This window comes from Paenibacillus sp. USHLN196, assembly GCF_037144955.1.
Lineage (GTDB): Bacteria > Bacillota > Bacilli > Paenibacillales > Paenibacillaceae > Paenibacillus > Paenibacillus xylanexedens_C.
The window spans coordinates 113556-129086 of the sequence record NZ_JBBCYH010000014.1; the positions used below are offsets into that span (position 1 = coordinate 113556).

Sequence of the window (15531 nt, forward strand, 5' to 3'; positions counted from 1 at the left end):
ATGTTATGATATGGTGTGAAATGACATGCATACCATTGCTTTGGTTCAATTGAACCAGAGTAGAAACGAGAGGGTTATGAAAAAAGCCAACGCTACAATGATGAAATACATCAATTTGAATAATGTGCGTGAAGTCATGCAGCAGATTGAGACGGCGACCAAACCACAATTAGCTTTACTAACCAATCTTAGTGTAGTTACCATTAATGCGCTGATTCAGGAATTATGTGATGGCGGAGAGTTGTTCCAGGATAAAGTGGTTCCGTCTAACGGTGGTCGTCCTGCTCAGGCATATCGATATAATTATAACTTCAAGCTTGCTCTTGTTCTTTACATCAAAGAGATGAAAGGTCAGGAGTTAATTTCGGCAACGGTCATGAATCTGGAGAATAAGGTTGTGTTGAAGGAAGAGAGTCTCTTGCCTGCTTTCGATAAACAGCATGTGCTGCAACTTATCGCGCGTTTCATTGCGGAGTATCCGTCCATTGATATGATCGGCATCGGTATTCCGGGGCAAGCCGTGGATGGAGACATCACAGTGAGCAGTCATGAAGAACTTATCCATTCACATCTGATCAGGGAGATCGAGAGCGAGTTCCAACTGAAAGTTCTCGTGGAAAATGATGTTAATGCAGCGATTAGCGGATACTGTACTCAGCATGCTGATATGAAGGAACAGAATGTAGCCGGAATTTATTTTCCGAACCGATATCCGCCGGGTATGGGCATGATGTTGAATGGACAGATGATCCGTGGGAAAAACGGGATGTTTGGTGAGATCAAATATCTTCCTTATTCACCTGATTGGCACCGTGACATGAGCAAAGATGATTTTGTACTGAACGTATGTCACATCCTGCAAACGATTAATGCCGTCGTTGCCCCGCACCAGATTGTCATTTATCAGGAACGGGTGGAGAGAGAAGAGCTGGACTTGGCATGGAAACAGTACGGGAAGGATCATCCCATGCCGTCGTTGCCCGAGATTGTACATCAGGACTCGTTTCAACATGATTTCGATGCTGGGTTACGAGAAATGGTTCTTCAAGCCTTGAAGTCAGGAATTCTATCAAACGCCTTATGACCCATAGGTCATGTTGGTGGATTTAATTCTACAAATTGCAGGAACAAGCGTAGAGGAGGATTCATGATGCGTGAAGAAGAGAGAATCATGAAGGGCGTGTTGTTTAGTCCAAGTGATCCCGAATTAAAGATCATCAAAAGGCGAGCCCATAATCTCAGTCAGCGTTACAGTCAGACCTTTGAAGAACAGACTGAGGAAAGAAATCAGATATTGCAACAGTTACTGGGGCAGATCGGGGAAGGTGGATTCATGCAAGGCCCCATCTTTTTTCATTATGGTGTGCATACCCGAATAGGCGATCACTTCTTCGGTAATTACAATCTGACGATACAAGACGACGCACAAGTGACGATCGGGGACTATACCAGTTTTGGACCCAATGTCACGATTGTTACTCCCATTCACCCCATGATTGCCAGCGAGCGGAGACGGATGGTGGACCAGAACGGTGATGTGAAGTCACTATGTTATGCCAAACCGGTCACGATTGGTAACGATGTATGGATCTCGGCAAACGTTACAGTATGCGGGGGCGTAACGATTGGAGACGGCTGTGTGATCGGAGCAGGTAGCGTGGTGACTCGTGATATTCCACCGCATTCTTTTGCAGCAGGCGTACCGTGCAAAGTTATTCGCAAAATTACTGATGAAGACAGCATGCGAAACTATCCCGATGTTCTGGCAGATTGCCGTGTGCTGGAAGAATGACAAAAGGCTGCCATCAAGATCTTATAGATGATCTTGGTGACAACCTTTTTTGTTATACGTTTACTTGGAAGCGTTATAATTGCTTAAGAATTCTTTTACTTTTGTAGGATCAGCTTTCAATTCATTCCCGGTCTGAACGAGCGGGCTTACTGTGGAGTATGCTTTAAGTTTGTTGTTCTTGTAGAAACTCAAAATCTCATCCTGATTAATGGAGTACAGCACGGCTTTTCTCAGGTCACTGCTCTTGGCAACTTCACGATTGGCCGTATTAAACAACAGATAGGAGACAGCGTTACTTGGAAGACTCTGCAGTTTCAGTTTGCTGTCATTTTCGATGATGTCATACTTGGTTTCAGGTACACCGTAGTATAAGTGAATTTCACTGCTGCGAAGAGCAGAGAGTGCGCTGTCTGCATCCGCGATGAATCGGACGTTAACCTGAGCAATTTTTGGCTCATCTTCCGTGCCTTTACGGTAGGCCGGATTTTTTAAGAACACACCTTCATAGTCATTTTTATAAGACAAAATATAAGGTCCGCTAGTATAAAGGGTGTTATTGTATGCTGCGCCTTCAGTCACCGTGTTCTGATCACCGTAAGGAATATCTTTGTTGACGTCAAAGGAAGCTACATCATATGTGTTGATGCTCTCCACCTGTTTTTTGGACACGATACCCGCAGATTGGTGAGCCAGGTAGTTCAGAACTTGCGGGAAAGGTTCAGTTGTGGTCAGTTTAACGACCTGATATTTACCTGCGCTATTATCTGCTTTGGTTTTGTCAGTCACGAGTTCTGTAATTTTGCTGCCCAATCCTTGTTCCAATGCTTCGAGGATTGTGCCGTTACCGCTGGATTGTTTGATGGATTGTAATGCACTCAGATCCGTTACAACCTCAGCTTCTTTGATGTGTTCATGCAGACTGTACGTCCGGTGATCCGGAACGGAATCTTTATTTTTAGCACGATCCAGGGAGAAGATCACATCATCTGCACCGACACGTTCTCCTGTATCTACAGCTTTTTTGTTATCAATCTTCGCAAAGTTGATATCGTCTCTGAGAATGAAGTAGTAGTCCGAATTACCTTCAGCAATACTAAAGTTATGGGACAGTGATCCATCTGCTGTCAGCTGATCGTCATCCGTCAAGTTAACGAGACGTACGTACATATTGGTGTTCAACTGGTTGATGGAGCCGTCGTTTCCTTTGATTGGATCAAGGGAAGTCAGTACGGATGCACTTTGCGTCAGAATCAACGGATCTTTGGCATTTTTGGAGCTGTCCTTGAATTCAATCGGTTCCCAAGCCATGGCGCGGGATTTGGAGAGACGAACGGTGTCTACATTCAGAATGTCTTTGTTCACAGCCTGACTTTTCAGGGAAATGTACAAAGGAGCGATATATGCCTGATCCGTTACCAAGCGATCTTCCAATTGTTTGTACGTGTCTTTGTACTCATCTGGAGTTTGAGTAGCTGCCTGATCGATGAGCTTATCAAGTTCCCCATCGGCAAGGATACTGTAATCTCCACCTGTTTTGAAAAGGGAACGCACCGCATAATCGGGATTTCCCGTTACCGTTGTCCAGCTGGACAAGGCAATGTCATAATTCCCTGCATCCTGTTGGGATTTGAAGCTGCCGTAATCCGGCTGCAGGTTCAGTTTCACATTGAAGCCGTTTTTGGTCAGCTGGTCGCGGACAATGTTTACATCATTTTCGGAAGAACTCATGGCGAGCAGTTCAATGTCAGCCGGTTTTTGTGCAGTTTCTGTTGTGTCCGCTGGTGCGGTCTCCGCCTGGGATTCGGTTTTCGTTTTTACACTGCAGCCAGAAATCACAATGACGAGAATTAATAACAATGAGATCAGTGTACGTTTTTTCATGGGATTACCCTCCATATCTTGATTGTGTGATGTGTGTTTTCTTTTTTTCTATATCATTCATTTCAACCAATCAATTAGGCCTTTTCCAGCTTGGGATCAAGCGCATCACGCAGACCGTCACCGAGAAAGTTAAACGAAAGAACCAGCAGAATAATAGCCAAGCCTGGATAAATCGCCAGATAAGAGTGGGTTTCCAGGTATGTACTACCAAGCTTCAGAATGTTACCCCATTCCGGAATATGCGGCTCCACGCCGAGTCCCAGATAACTCAAACTGCTGGTAGCGATAACAGCTCCACCAATTGTAAGTGTGGACTTGATAATCATGGGCGCAAGGGAGTTGGGAATAATGTGTTTGAAAATAATCGTACGATTGTTGTACCCCAGTGCACGTGCAGCTTCCACAAATTCAAAAGTAGATACATAGAGCACACTGGCTCTCATGGTACGAGCGTAAGTTGGAATGGAACCCAGACTCAGCGCCAGAATGAGATTGACCGTATTGGCTCCAAACGCTGCAATAATGGCAATGGCGAGCAGAATTCCCGGAATCGCATAGAGAATATCGAGCAGCCGCATGATGATGTTATCCGTATGTCTTCCGTAGAAACCGGAGAATGCTCCGAGGACTCCACCGATCAACACAGGAATGATGGTCGACATGCAACCTACGATCAAGGAGATCCGGGCACCGAATACAATCCGGGAAAATAAACATCGTCCGAAGTCGTCCGTTCCCAAGGGATACGCAAGGGAAGGCGGTTGGAGCAGCGCCGAGTAGTTATTTTCCACAGCCATGCTGTAGTCAAAGGTAAAGAAGCTGCAGATCGATATCGAGAACAGAAAAATGATAAAAAACAAACCGGACATGGCAGTCATATTCGGAGCAAGCCGCTCCCACAGATCATTCCAGAAGTTTGATTTTTGTTTCCCCTGTCTGCGAATACGTCCAATAATGGAAATGCCGAGCAATAGGGCAAATACATTACCTGTGATTGAGGTCAGAATCAGTACTACACTGACACCAATCATCCAGCGAGAGAGGATAGAGGTCGCGTTATATTGGGATACGATAATCAGTACGACCAGGTCAATGACGAAAATAAATAGGAGCACCGCCATGGCTGGCAGAAAGTTGTCAGCCACATAGGGTTTGAAAACATTTAACGCGGACACACCGATGACGAACAACTGGGTCAACAGCATATACACCGCAAAGGTATACTCCACATTCCTGGCTTTTCGAATCAGATGAAAGGCTGCCGTTACGATAAATATATTGCCTGAAATGATGGCAAGCAGTTGAACCCAGGCAATCCTGCGTGTCAGAGTAGAGATCGTACCTGTACGGATCAAGTCTTTTCGAATTCGAAGGGTGATGACACTTTGGACCAGTGTGAAGAATACATAGATCCCAAGTATCGTTAGCAGATATGGTTTGAACGTCTGCCCGCTCCAGTCATAACTATTGAACAGCAATAATGCAGTCAAGAGAAGGGACGTGATCCAGGCAAAGCTTGCCTGACTGTATTCTCGAGAAGACTTAAGCCGGAAACGCATTTCTTGTGTTAAGGATGAATTTGTCATAATACACCTGCTTTAAGAGGTAGTTCAACACACACGTTAATATTGTTTCATCTTGGAGCGCACTCTTGGATCAATAAAAGCGTAGAGCAGATCAACCGCTACATTGATAATGGAGATCGTAATTGCTGTGTAGATTACTCCGCCCATGATACTCGGAATATCGGGGATGAATTGTTTATCCACAATATAGCTGCCGAGACCGCTGATATTAAACACTTTCTCCGTCACTGCTGCCCCGCCGAGCATGGCTCCGAATTGAAGTCCAACCACAGTAACGATTGGAATCAATGCATTACGTACAGCGTGTTTCAGCATGACCTGACGTTCGCTTAACCCCTTGGCGCGGGCGGTCATCACATAGTCCTCATGAATGACTTCCAGTGTGGAAGATCGAGTCATCCGTGCCACCGCAGCCGTGAGTCCCGTGCCTAACACAATGGTTGGCATAATGATCGACAGCCAATTTTGCGGGTTGAAGGTAGCGGGAAGCCACTGCAATTTGATCGAAAAGTTCAGAATGAAGATGAGTCCTTGCCAGAAATTCGGGATCGATAATCCAATCAGAGCGATAAACATAAACGTATAATCGAACCATGAATTAGGCTTAATCGCTGAGATGATACCGATAGGTAATGCAATGACAAGGGCTAACAGCAGGGAGATGACCGCGAGGGTCAAGGTAATTGGAAACTTCCTTGCAATCGTTGCTGTGACATCTTCATTTCCCGCAAAAGATTTGCCAAGATCGAAGAGAGCAACTCCCTTAATATTGTTCCAAAGCTGTGTAAGATAAGGCTGATCCAAGCCATACACCTGATTGAATGCTGCAATCTGTTCCTGCGTTGCTGTCTCTCCGAGAATGTTAGCTGCCGGGTTGAACGGAGACAGATACAAAATCGTAAATACGAGTGTGGCTACGCCCAGAATGACAAATACCGTCATCAGTATTCTTTCAAATATGTACTTTAGATAAGGATTTCCATACAAAAAGAGGATGCCATACATCAGACAGCCGGGAATAATGGATATCGCGAAAAACCACGGTTTGTCGATAAGGGTGTGGAATGTATCGGCCATCGTAAGACGTTGACTTCCCTGTTCCTGAAGTATGCGAGAAATCCGCTCCTTCAACTCATTCTGAACCGTTTCTTCCAACCATTCCTCGGTCTGACGTCTGAATTCTTCCTCACTGACCTGCTGCTGGAAGAAACGATGTTTGCGCCGCAGCTGATCTTCCACTTCCAACTTCAGCTTGTTCCGGTAAGAAGAAGCGAGCAGTTCTTGCTCAGCTGTCTGTCTGGCAGCTACCCAGCCGTCATTTTTTCGATTCGAACGCCATATTAGAAACACGACCAGATTGATCGGTAATCCAAGAATGAACAGAACATATCGGTAGGAAGGATGAAGTAGCATTTTGCCATAAATAAAACTTAAATTGTGCACCAACCGCGAGAGTCTGCTGCCTTCTGCAAGATTCAAACCAAGCGTGCCTCCTCTCATTCAGGTTTAAATTGCATTATTCCGATTGATATAGTATATATTATTTAGGGTCTAAACAATTGTCAAGGATTTAAATGGTATACATATGAGATGAGTGAATGTGAAAAACGGATGAGAGCTGGTGATGATATGGAACCTTTATTGAAAGTTAACGATCTATCGGTCTCTTTTCATTCTGGAGAGAGTGAGTTTCAGGCAGTGCGAGAAGTGAGTTTTGAAGTACGAAAAGGCGAGACGCTGGGCATTGTAGGCGAATCGGGCAGTGGAAAGAGTGTGACCGCACGTTCCATTATGAGGCTGCTTGCTTCCCCGCCTTCGCAGATGAAAAAGGGAGAGATTCTATTTAAAGGGGTCGACCTGGCCAATAAAACGCAGAAAGAGATGGAGAGCATCCGCGGGCGTGATATTGGCATGATCTTTCAGGACCCGATGAGTTCTCTTAATCCGACCATTAAAGTGGGTAAACAGATCTCCGAGAGTCTGATCAAACATCAGAAGGTGTCCAAAAGGGAAGCCAAGAAACAGGCAATTGCCATGATGGAGCGGGTGGGGATAACTCGTAGTGAAATACGCTACAACCAATATCCACACGAATTCTCCGGAGGCATGCGTCAGCGGGTCATGATTGGTATTGCACTTGCTTGTCGTCCTGAATTGCTCATTGCCGATGAGCCGACAACCGCACTGGACGTTACCATTCAGGCCCAGATTCTGAATTTGATGAAAGATATGCAGGACCAACTGGGTACATCGATTATTCTGATCACACATGATCTGGGCGTAGTGGCAGGCATATGTGATCGGGTTGTTGTTATGAAGGAAGGACAGATTGTGGAAACCGGGACAACGACAGAGATCTTTGCTAATCCCAAACACCCGTATACGATCAGACTTCTGAATGCATTACCACGTCTGGATCAGAAGAAAAAGCCAAAACCGGTATCGTTGGTCCCGAGAGATCTCGAGGATGATCAGCCGTTGCTTGAGGTGAAATCGCTCAGACAACATTTTAATCTGGGGAAAGGCAACACCTTAAAGGCTGTGAATGATATCAGTTTCCATATTCGTCAAGGAGAGACACTTGGCGTTGTAGGGGAATCTGGCAGCGGAAAATCAACCACGGGGCGTGCGATTCTGCGGTTGCATGAGCCAACGGGTGGAGATGTACTGTTTAAAGGAGTCCCGCTCAATCGCTTGTCGGCTTCGGAGATGAAAACGATGCGTAGACATATGCAGATCATCTTCCAAGACCCCTATGCTTCTCTGAATCCCAAAATGAGGATTATGGATATCATTGGAGAAGCGCTTGATATTCATCAACTTGCAGGTACTGCAGCTCAGCGGGAGAAGCGGGTGGAGGAGTTACTGGAGATGGTAGGTCTCGATCCCACCCATGCGCAGCGTTATCCACATGAATTCTCGGGTGGACAGAGACAGCGGATCGGTATTGCACGAGCTCTGGCTGTGGAACCTGAATTCATCGTATGTGATGAGCCGTTGTCTGCACTGGATGTATCGATACAGGCTCAGATCGTACAGCTGCTTGAAGAGTTGCAGCAGCGACTCGGATTGACGTATCTCTTCATCGCGCATGACTTGTCCATGGTTAAACATATCAGTGATCGAGTGGCGGTGATGTATAACGGGAAAATTGTGGAGCTGGCTGAGAGTGAAGAACTCTATTCCAACCCGCAACATGCCTATACCAAGGCGTTACTGTCTGCTATTCCTGTGCCTGACCCAGCGGTAGAAGCGAAGAAAAAGAGACATGTTGTCAAAGAAACAACTAGAGAAAATGTTGAAGTAGAGGACCGTTATAATCTGGAACATTCCAAGTGGGTAGAAGTCACGGAAGGGCACTGGGTAGCCATATCTAGTTAGTGCAAGAAATCTTTTTTAGTAAAAAAAGAACCCCGACAATGATCTCCATAGATCGTTATCGGGGTTGTGTTATATGTGTTTCGTATAATGGCAGTAATCGAAAGCGATTATTTGAATTGAACCGATTTTTTGATGGTATCAATTTCGGCTTTGGTCTTATCATCCATGTAAGTGAAGATGAAGTTGAAAGCATAACCTTCAATGATTGTACTATAGTAATCTTGAGTAATGGTTGAACCGTCACCTGCATCCATCGTGATTTGCATCAGATCCATCTCTTTACCACCGATGGTTTCCGTTGTCATTTCCTTATAATCGTAAGGGAACTGGCTATCCACCATGAATTTTTTGGTTGCTTCCAGGTAGTCTTTACCTGTACGAATGCCTTGCAACAAGCTTACTTTCTCAGCAATGGCCATAGCGGAAGGGCCAACTTGACCTCCGTCCAATGGGTACTTTGAAGCCATAAGCAGATTCAATGTTTTGGTCTGAGACAGTTCAATTTGTTTTTTCTTCGTTTCATCATCACCAGCAATCGCTTCGGATGAAGCACTTGTCAGCTCATTCATGCCTGCAGCATCCTGGAACTCCCATGCTTCCGGGAATTTCAGAGATACGCCGAAATATTCATTGTTGTAAGAACCTTTTTCCGTCGTCCCCAGCTCAACGTCTTGGGAATTATCAGTTTCCTTGGACTCTTCGCTTGCTGGTTCTGTTTTCTCTGTTTCTTCTGTATTCGCTGTATCAGAGTCAGTACCAGTCGTTGTTTCTGTCGGGGTAGGCTCTTCTGTTGCGGCTGTGTTATCTGCTTTGTCACCGCAAGCGGCGGCAACCAGCATAATCATAATGAGCATGGCGAATAAAGAAGCTTTTTTTGGAATTGTCATATTACCCTCCTGAAATGTGTGTGTGTGTGTTTCTCTCTCTACATGTTGCCTGCTTCCTAAATTGTAGCACAAACGTTCTCATATACTACCTATAGGAATCTATAGGGGTCTTCTATACATAAGACATTCGGCTGGCAATTGAAACAGCTTCTGTGCTGGATTGCACACCTAATTTGTTAAAAATCACTTTTTTGTGATGATTCACGGTGCACTCCTTGATCTTTAATTTCAAAGCAATGGCTTTTACCGTGAGGCCACCGGCTATCATCTCCAGAATGGTTAACTGACGTTCGGTGAACTCCACCGTCGGTTTGTCGCACAGTTCAGCAGTCTGTTGACTCTGGTAACAGTTCTGCATGTAAGCTGGAATTAGCTTGGCAATGGCGATTAGTTCACCTTGCATATCTGCATTAATGGTGGACACATCCAGATAACCAAAATGTTGTGATCCCATGAACAGAGGTGCGGCATAACAATGCCAGCTTTGAAAATAAGGACTTTCATGCTGTTCCGGCAGCAACAGTGCAGGTTTATTGTTATCCATCGTTTCTGATATGGCGTTGACTCCACAGCTCTTTGCGGTGAAGATCATACCCGGACATATAGGGGAATGTTTCACCACAGCTTCAAGATCTGAACTGTAATCCATGGAGAGTAACACACCGTCCGTATCTGTGAGTAGAAAAAGATAGGTGCCCGTTAAATTTTCTTTGATATCCGAGATACTGTTCTGGAATGCATGAATCAGAAAGTGATTGATTTTGCGAAGCCTGTCCAGACTGGATTTTGGTAAATAGTCGAACGGAGCCGTTCCTGCTGCATGCGAGCAAGTCGGGGACTCTTCGTGTCGTGTGGCAAATGTAATGGCAGGCATGTTATTTCCTCCTTGCTGTACAGTTCTCATCCAATCGTTTGAATGACATGTCCTTCCTGGTCCTTAATCTCTGTTCTAACAATCTGAACGAGAAGATGATCTAACGAAGTTACTTCAATTGTCCCTTCAACCGGAAGAAGGTTCTCTGCCAGCTCCTCAACAATTTGTTTGTTCACCGTCAGGGTAACTTGTCTGTCCGATTCCAATACGGCTGGTTGTTCTCCTGCTTCGAACAGAATATTAGTATCCGGTCCGATCAAGGATAGGGAGGCACCTTTCGAAATTCGGCTACGAAGGATGGTGCCAACTAATACGGCTTGTTTGGCTCCAAGCTGGAGTTTGGCCGGGACCGATTTTTGCAGCAATCTTTTGCGAGGAGACTCCCAAGCCAGTTGTTGTATGAATAAAAATGCTGTACTGGACCCGTCCTGTTCCATTCCATCCTCAACCGCTTGTATAACCGAAGGAATATCTGCGTACGAATTTCTCATCAGATCCGTCACATATTTGGGCATGAACATGGAGGAGGCAGACAGGAATCCACGAGCATTCCAGCTTTGAATCATTTCCAGTTCCCGACCTGTAATGCCAACCATCTGAATAAATTGCACTGAACCATTAGGCGTAGAGATTGCGGGTAGATCCGGATCTTCAATAAACGAGAGAGCAGTCAGCAAAGTATCGGATTCCAGACAGATGGGGCCATTGGCGTCCATGTAATCTCCTGGCTGAAAGATATTTCCGCTGTTGAACACGTAACGTCCTACATTCTGTAGCAGATTCAGCGCCCAGGCTGGCGGATCAGTCTCTGCTTCACTGCGTGTAAGACGAAAGGTGAGCTCGAATCCATATCCGCTCTTGGATGCATCCTGCATCTCTTTTTCATATAATTCAGAGAAACCATATGTGACAAAATGCCAGTGAGGCATAGGTGTGTTCACCGCATAGACGCTGATACCATCAAGTGGATCAGGCCCACCGAGCATATACGGAAGGGCAGTGCCGTAGTGTTTTGGTTCCTGTTCCCCATACAATTCACGCATGGATTGATCAATCGCATCCCAACCGGATGTGTTTTCTTCCTGAGTCATTATTGAATCCTCCTTGACTGTTCTTTCCCCCGAAAAACATTTAAAATTAAGTCTACCTGTTACAGAAACGGATTCAAGCGGCTTAAGGATGAATTGTGTCAGATAGGACTTCGGAGTTATTAATTGCAATCCAGGGAGTGAAATTACATGAGTATGAAAGGTATCTATTTAAAGGAGTTTAATCAGGCAAGCTGGGACTCATTTTCCGAATTGTTCGAAGAACTTGGACAAAAGTTGGACCCTGCATGGGTAGAACGTGCGCGATTACAAGGGATTCCGGCAGATATAGGTCGGGTGCTTTTGTGTGAAACGGGGGAGTACGCTTTTGAATGGATGGCGAAAGATATCCCGGCTTTAGGGGACCAAAGTCCCGCTGTTTACCTGGAAACGGAGGAAGGAGCGCAGGCATTAAGGGCGGCGATTATGCGTATGCCGCGTTAATTTTTTCGATGGTGAGAGTGTGTGAACGATCATATGATCCAGTGAAGTTGATTTTGCAAAATAGATATGTTACGCTTACATTACAAGAGCAAACACAACAGAATATGCAATAACATCTTTTGATGGATTGTAACTGTGAAGACAGGCAAAACCTAAACTGATGGTGAAATGAAAGCTCCTTTTTTTGGTGCTATTTTACCTTGAGTTTAGGTTTTTCTTGTTTTCTGCTCTAAATTGCAGTTTTTTACCTGGAAAAACCAAAATAAATTTCGAAAAGAGGTTGTTGTTCATGACCACGGCAAAAAAAGGATTCCCCGAAAACTTCCTATGGGGCGGCGCTACAGCTGCCAATCAATTGGAGGGTGCATTCGATAAGGACGGCAAAGGCCTCTCCACAGCGGACATGATCGCTCATGTTCCCAAAGAGAAGCGTACAGGCGGACATGCCATGGAAATCTCCTCTTCCCGAATCGAAGAGATCCTCTCCGGCAAAATCGAAGAACGTTTCCCGAAACGTTTTGGTATCGATTTCTACCATCACTTTAGAGAAGATATTGCATTGTTTGCTGAAATGGGCTTTAAAGTATTCCGTTTGTCCATTCACTGGGCACGTATTTTCCCGAACGGTTATGATCAAGAGCCGAATGAAGCAGGCTTGAAATTTTATGATGAAGTATTCGACGAATTGTTGAAATATGGCATCGAGCCGCTCGTTACATTGTCTCATTATGAGACACCGCTTGGCTTGACGCAAAAATATAACGGTTGGGCAGGCCGTGAAGTGATCCAGCACTATGTTCGATATGCAGAAACGGTGTTCAACCGTTATAAAAATAAAGTGAAATACTGGCTGACGTTTAATGAAATTAACGTCATGCTGTTCAGCCCGTACACTGGCGGCGGCATTCTGATCGATAAAGTGGACAACAAACTGCAAACCACTTATCAAGCGCTGCATCACCAATTTGTAGCAAGTGCATTGGTAACAAAGCTTGCTCACGAGATTATGCCTGGTTCCCAAGTAGGTTGTATGCTTGCTCGTATGGAAACTTATGCAGCAACATGTAATCCAGTAGATGTTCGTCTGGCTCAACACGAGAATCAGATTAACCTCTTCTTCACAGACATGCATGCTCGTGGTAAATATCCGAACTACATGGCTCGTTATTTTGAAGAAAACGACATCGTGATTCAAAAAGAAGCAGGCGATGATGAGATCTTGCTGAACAATACCGTTGATTTCATCTCCTTCAGCTACTACATGTCCGTAACCAAATCTGCATCTGCAGACAAGGAAGAAACATCGGGTAACCTGACTGGCGGCGTGAAAAACCCTTATCTGGAAGCATCCGACTGGGGCTGGGAGATCGATCCGATCGGTCTGCGCGTAACCCTGAACAACTTCTGGGATCGTTATCAGAAACCATTGTTCATCGTAGAAAATGGTCTGGGTGCATATGACCGTGTTGAAGAAGACGGTTCGATCCATGACTCCTATCGAGTGGATTACCTGAAAAAACACATTGAACAAATGAAAGAAGCCATCAAAGACGGTGTGGATCTGATTGGATTCACAGCATGGGGCCCAATTGACCTTGTGAGTATGTCCACTTCCGAAATGTCCAAACGTTATGGTTTTATCTACGTGGATCTGGATGACGAAGGTAACGGAACACTCAAACGTTCCAAAAAGGATTCATTCGACTGGTACAAAAACGTAATCTCCAGTAATGGTGAGCAACTGTAGTTCTCACGTTTTCTGAGCGGGCAAACCTGATATAACAGTTAGTGTTTAATGGAATTTAATGTTCCTGAGGGCCTGCTGATTAGCGTTTGTCCGTTTTTTTATGTGCTGCAAACATTACATATGGAGGGATATCTTTTGAAAAGATGGAGTATGAACACAAAAAGTATGGGATGGATGCTTGCCCTGACACTAAGTCTGAGTGTGATCTGGCCAGCCACCGTTGGTGCGGAAAGCACCCAGGTTACTCGAATCCAGGCCAATACCTATGTTGGTGATCCTGGAGAGATGGTAGAGTCCTTTGACATTACTGTAGCGAATCCGGAGAAATATCAGAATCTGAAAGCTTCAGACTTCGAAATTACTGGAAATTATGATGGCTATCCCTTAAATGAAGCGGAAGAGATCATACAGAATGAGTATGAAGATGACGGAATAAAATTGACAATTACGGATCATACCATCCATATGGCGGTAAAGCCTTTTAAATATCCAGGTGGATTTAAGTCGGCATTTGCAGTCACAAGCAAGGCGTATCCTGAACTTTCTTTTGACGATAAAAATGTAAATGTAGTCAAAACTCGTACGGTCGATGAGTTTGAAAACGGACAATTTACAGGCAGTAATGGTGCGAACTTGTCCTATCAACTGAAACGAAGCACGTCCGAAGAACCAAAGCCGCTCATGGTATGGCTCCATGGTGGTGGCGAAGTTGGTACGGACGGGCGCAGCCATCTTACTGCAAATCGTGGAGCTGTAGTCTGGACGGAATCAGGGTATGATACTTCCGTACTGGCCGTACAGTATCCTGAGAATTACAGCTTCAAAATCTATGATAACCCGCAGCAACTGGCCCAGATGCAGGCGTACTTCGTGGCGCAGTATGAGTTGATTCAGAAGCTGGTTGCTGAAGGTGAAGTTGATCCGAATCGAATCTATCTGTCTGGTGTTTCCAGTGGCGGTGGTGGTGCCTTCCGTTTCTTGACACAATATCCCGATCTGTTTGCTGGAGCGATTATTGTAGCGGCCAAGGATACGGTAGCGGATTACACCGGATCTGTAGAAGCATTCAAAAAAGAACTGAAAGATATTGTGGATGTCCCAGTATGGATTATGCATGCCCAAAATGATCCAACCACTGACAGCCGGACAAGCTCTTTGGCTTATCAGGCTTTGACTGAGCTTGGAGCCAAGCATGTCAATATGATGCTGTATGACGATGCATACATGGATAGCCAAAGACTGTACGGTGGCATGAAGCATTGGTCATGGGTACCGGCTTTTGACAACAAAGAAGTACTTGCCGACCTGTTCCAACTAAGCAAAGGGACTTCAGGGGAACAGGATGGAGGTAACATAGAGCATGGAACAAAACCAACGGAGCCTGTGACAAGAGCGCAGATCGCCCTCGTGCTTGCCAACAAGTTAAATCTTCCTGAAGTATCCGAATCTGCTTACCCGTACACAGATTCTGCTCCTGAATGGGCTCGTCAGGCCATTGCGACAGTGACCAAGGCAGGATTGATGAAAGGTGTCAGCAATCAGATGTTTGCCTCGGGAGAGGAAGTAACACGTGCACAGATGGCAGTGATCGTAGACCATATTTTGACGAGTCGCGGTTGGAATGCTGCAGGCGAGTCAACTGTAGTATTGTTCAAGGATTTGAATGATAAGCATTGGGCTTATGAAGCCGTTCAGAATAGTGCCAAAGCCGGTATTATGTCCGGTATGTCCAAAGATCAATTTGAGTCATCGAAGTCGGTTACAGGTGCTCAGCTGGAGCTGATTCTACAACGATTGGAACAATTGCCAACCAACTAAGTTTTATAACCAAACTATTATAGTGATAAATAA

At 45.1% G+C, this 15531-nt stretch carries 12 protein-coding genes; 6 read left to right on the forward strand and 6 right to left on the reverse strand.

Translation table 11 applies throughout. The features are described from left to right. Positions 1-76 precede the first annotated feature (76 nt). Together WFI24_RS27290 and WFI24_RS27295 are read left to right on the forward strand one after the other, a co-directional pair. Entirely contained in the window at positions 77-1084 is a 1008-nt protein-coding gene (locus tag WFI24_RS27290; protein ID WP_221824518.1) for an ROK family protein, read from the forward strand. A 63-nt stretch (positions 1085-1147) separates the two neighbouring features. After that, positions 1148-1792: a sugar O-acetyltransferase gene (locus WFI24_RS27295; RefSeq protein WP_260632981.1), complete on the forward strand. Its 645-nt coding sequence runs from the start codon at positions 1148-1150 to the stop codon at positions 1790-1792. A 60-nt stretch (positions 1793-1852) separates the two neighbouring features. Here WFI24_RS27295 and WFI24_RS27300 read toward each other — a convergent pair whose 3' ends face one another. From WFI24_RS27300 to WFI24_RS27310, 3 genes are all read right to left on the reverse strand, one after another. After that, on the reverse strand, positions 1853-3673 hold the full coding sequence (locus WFI24_RS27300) for an ABC transporter substrate-binding protein (RefSeq protein WP_336765098.1): 1821 nt from the start codon (positions 3671-3673) through the stop codon (positions 1853-1855). A gap of 74 nt (positions 3674-3747) precedes the next feature. Next, positions 3748-5259, reverse strand: a complete 1512-nt coding sequence (locus tag WFI24_RS27305; protein ID WP_336765099.1) for an ABC transporter permease — start codon at positions 5257-5259, stop codon at positions 3748-3750. Positions 5260-5295: 36 nt separating this feature from the next. Then, on the reverse strand, positions 5296-6738 hold the full coding sequence (locus WFI24_RS27310) for an ABC transporter permease subunit (RefSeq protein WP_336765100.1): 1443 nt from the start codon (positions 6736-6738) through the stop codon (positions 5296-5298). A gap of 150 nt (positions 6739-6888) precedes the next feature. Between WFI24_RS27310 and WFI24_RS27315 the strand changes: the two genes are divergently transcribed. Continuing rightward, entirely contained in the window at positions 6889-8640 is a 1752-nt protein-coding gene (locus tag WFI24_RS27315; protein ID WP_336765101.1) for an ABC transporter ATP-binding protein, read from the forward strand. 107 nt (positions 8641-8747) lie between these two features. On the opposite strand, the gene WFI24_RS27320 is transcribed toward WFI24_RS27315, so the two are convergent. The 3 genes from WFI24_RS27320 to WFI24_RS27330 all read right to left on the reverse strand — a co-directional run bounded on the left by WFI24_RS27320 (position 8748) and on the right by WFI24_RS27330 (position 11492). Next, positions 8748-9527, reverse strand: coding sequence for a hypothetical protein (locus WFI24_RS27320; RefSeq protein WP_336765102.1), 780 nt, complete (start codon positions 9525-9527; stop codon positions 8748-8750). 112 nt (positions 9528-9639) lie between these two features. After that, positions 9640-10401: a LuxR C-terminal-related transcriptional regulator gene (locus WFI24_RS27325; RefSeq protein WP_336765103.1), complete on the reverse strand. Its 762-nt coding sequence runs from the start codon at positions 10399-10401 to the stop codon at positions 9640-9642. Between the two features lie 26 nt (positions 10402-10427). Beyond that, the gene (locus WFI24_RS27330; RefSeq protein ID WP_336765104.1) at positions 10428-11492 is read right to left on the reverse strand and encodes a suppressor of fused domain protein; all 1065 of its coding nucleotides are present in this window, start codon (positions 11490-11492) and stop codon (positions 10428-10430) included. A 147-nt stretch (positions 11493-11639) separates the two neighbouring features. Between WFI24_RS27330 and WFI24_RS27335 the strand changes: the two genes are divergently transcribed. The 3 genes from WFI24_RS27335 to WFI24_RS27345 all read left to right on the forward strand — a co-directional run bounded on the left by WFI24_RS27335 (position 11640) and on the right by WFI24_RS27345 (position 15498). Beyond that, a complete protein-coding gene (locus tag WFI24_RS27335) occupies positions 11640-11933 on the forward strand; it encodes an MbcA/ParS/Xre antitoxin family protein (protein WP_336765105.1) in 294 nt (97 codons plus the stop codon). A 289-nt stretch (positions 11934-12222) separates the two neighbouring features. Continuing rightward, positions 12223-13680 (forward strand): glycoside hydrolase family 1 protein, encoded by a 1458-nt coding sequence (locus WFI24_RS27340; protein ID WP_169481317.1) that lies wholly within the window; start codon positions 12223-12225, stop codon positions 13678-13680. Between the two features lie 135 nt (positions 13681-13815). Beyond that, positions 13816-15498 carry an S-layer homology domain-containing protein gene (locus WFI24_RS27345; protein ID WP_336765106.1) on the forward strand — a complete coding sequence of 561 codons (1683 nt, stop codon included), beginning with the start codon at positions 13816-13818 and terminating at the stop codon, positions 15496-15498. The last annotated feature ends 33 nt before the right edge of the window (positions 15499-15531 follow it).

Bases quoted from the DNA above. Each gene is read 5' to 3' on its own strand.
- WFI24_RS27300 (WP_336765098.1), bottom strand. From the start codon at position 3,673: ATGAAAAAACGTACACTGATCTCATTGTTATTAATTCTCGTCATTGTG.
- WFI24_RS27335 (WP_336765105.1), top strand. From the start codon at position 11,640: ATGAGTATGAAAGGTATCTATTTAAAGGAGTTTAATCAGGCAAGCTGG.
- WFI24_RS27315 (WP_336765101.1), top strand. From the start codon at position 6,889: ATGGAACCTTTATTGAAAGTTAACGATCTATCGGTCTCTTTTCATTCT.
- WFI24_RS27325 (WP_336765103.1), bottom strand. From the start codon at position 10,401: ATGCCTGCCATTACATTTGCCACACGACACGAAGAGTCCCCGACTTGC.
- WFI24_RS27330 (WP_336765104.1), bottom strand. From the start codon at position 11,492: ATGACTCAGGAAGAAAACACATCCGGTTGGGATGCGATTGATCAATCC.
- WFI24_RS27290 (WP_221824518.1), top strand. From the start codon at position 77: ATGAAAAAAGCCAACGCTACAATGATGAAATACATCAATTTGAATAAT.
- WFI24_RS27295 (WP_260632981.1), top strand. From the start codon at position 1,148: ATGATGCGTGAAGAAGAGAGAATCATGAAGGGCGTGTTGTTTAGTCCA.
- WFI24_RS27340 (WP_169481317.1), top strand. From the start codon at position 12,223: ATGACCACGGCAAAAAAAGGATTCCCCGAAAACTTCCTATGGGGCGGC.
- WFI24_RS27320 (WP_336765102.1), bottom strand. From the start codon at position 9,527: ATGACAATTCCAAAAAAAGCTTCTTTATTCGCCATGCTCATTATGATT.
- WFI24_RS27305 (WP_336765099.1), bottom strand. From the start codon at position 5,259: ATGACAAATTCATCCTTAACACAAGAAATGCGTTTCCGGCTTAAGTCT.